Here is a 1,092-nt window from a genome sequence, read left to right on the forward strand (position 1 = left end):
CGGAAGATGTCAAGCAGTCTGAGACACGTCTCGTCACGCGGTCTGTATGAGGGCCTCCGGTGAGGGTTGGTTGATCCAGGCGGCTTTGGGCAGTTTCGGTGCCTCGGGTCGGCGGTTGGCGAACCGGTGTGGGTGGGCAGCGTGCGCGGCGTCGAGGGTGTGCTGTCGTTGGGCGCGGACCTCGGTCGCGGTGCCGTGGTGGACCGATGCTGGGGTGTGCAGCCCGATCCCGGAGTGGCGGTGCTCGTGGTTGTAGTAGCTGAAGAATCGCTCGCAGAACGCGCGGGCGTCGGCCAGGGACCCGAAGTTCTGCGGGAAGACGGGTGCGTACTTCAACGTCTTGAACGCGGCCTCGCTGTAGGGGTTGTCGTTGGACACCCTGGGTCGGGAATGACTGCGGTCTACGCCGAGGTCGAGCAGCAGTTGGGCCACGGGTTTCGAGGTCATCGAGGTGCCCCGGTCGGCGTGGACGGCGTCGGGGATGCCGTGGACGCCCATCGCCTCCTCCAGCATCGTTTTCGCGATGTCGGAGTCCTCGGTCGTCTGGACGGTCCACGCCACGACGTAGCGGGAGAAGATGTCGAGCACGACGTAGAGCTGGAACCAGATCCCGCGTCCGGGGCCGCGGATCTTGGTGATGTCCCACGACCAGATCTGGCCTGGTCCGGTGGCCAGCAGTTCGGGCTTCTTGCGCGCCGGATGCGTCGCCTGGCGGCGGCGCTCACCGGCAGCACCGTGGGCACGCAGGAGCCGATGCATGGTCGACATCGAGCACAGGTAGGTGCCCTCGTCGAGCAGCGTGGCCCAGGTCTGGGTCACCGACTTGTCGCAGAACCGCTCACTGGTCAGCGCCTCAAGGACCTGCGCCTGCTCGGCCTCGGTCAGGGCGTTGGGCGGGCTCGGCCGCTTGGGCGGCGGCCCGTAGAGCCGCGGCTGCTTGGCGCGGTAGTGGCTGCCCCGAGGGCGTCCGGTCAGCTCGCACGCCCGCTTGACCGTGACATGCTCTGCGAGCTCGTCGACAGCAGGATTGATCACCGCAGCGGCGGCTTCGGCGTGCCCGTGCTCTCGGAGAGCATCTCCAAGAGCGCGTGT

The 1,092-nt window shown here is 67.7% G+C and carries 1 protein-coding gene; it reads right to left on the minus strand.

Features of this window, described 5'->3' with window-relative positions; translation table 11 throughout:
• Positions 1–33: 33 nt before the first annotated feature.
• The coding region (locus PLL68_RS15710) for an IS3 family transposase (protein ID WP_324535703.1) at positions 34–1,092 on the minus strand (1,059 nt) is incomplete at its 5' end.

The sequence above is a fragment of the Ornithinibacter sp. genome (assembly GCF_035443565.1).
GTDB lineage: Bacteria > Actinomycetota > Actinomycetes > Actinomycetales > Dermatophilaceae > Fodinibacter.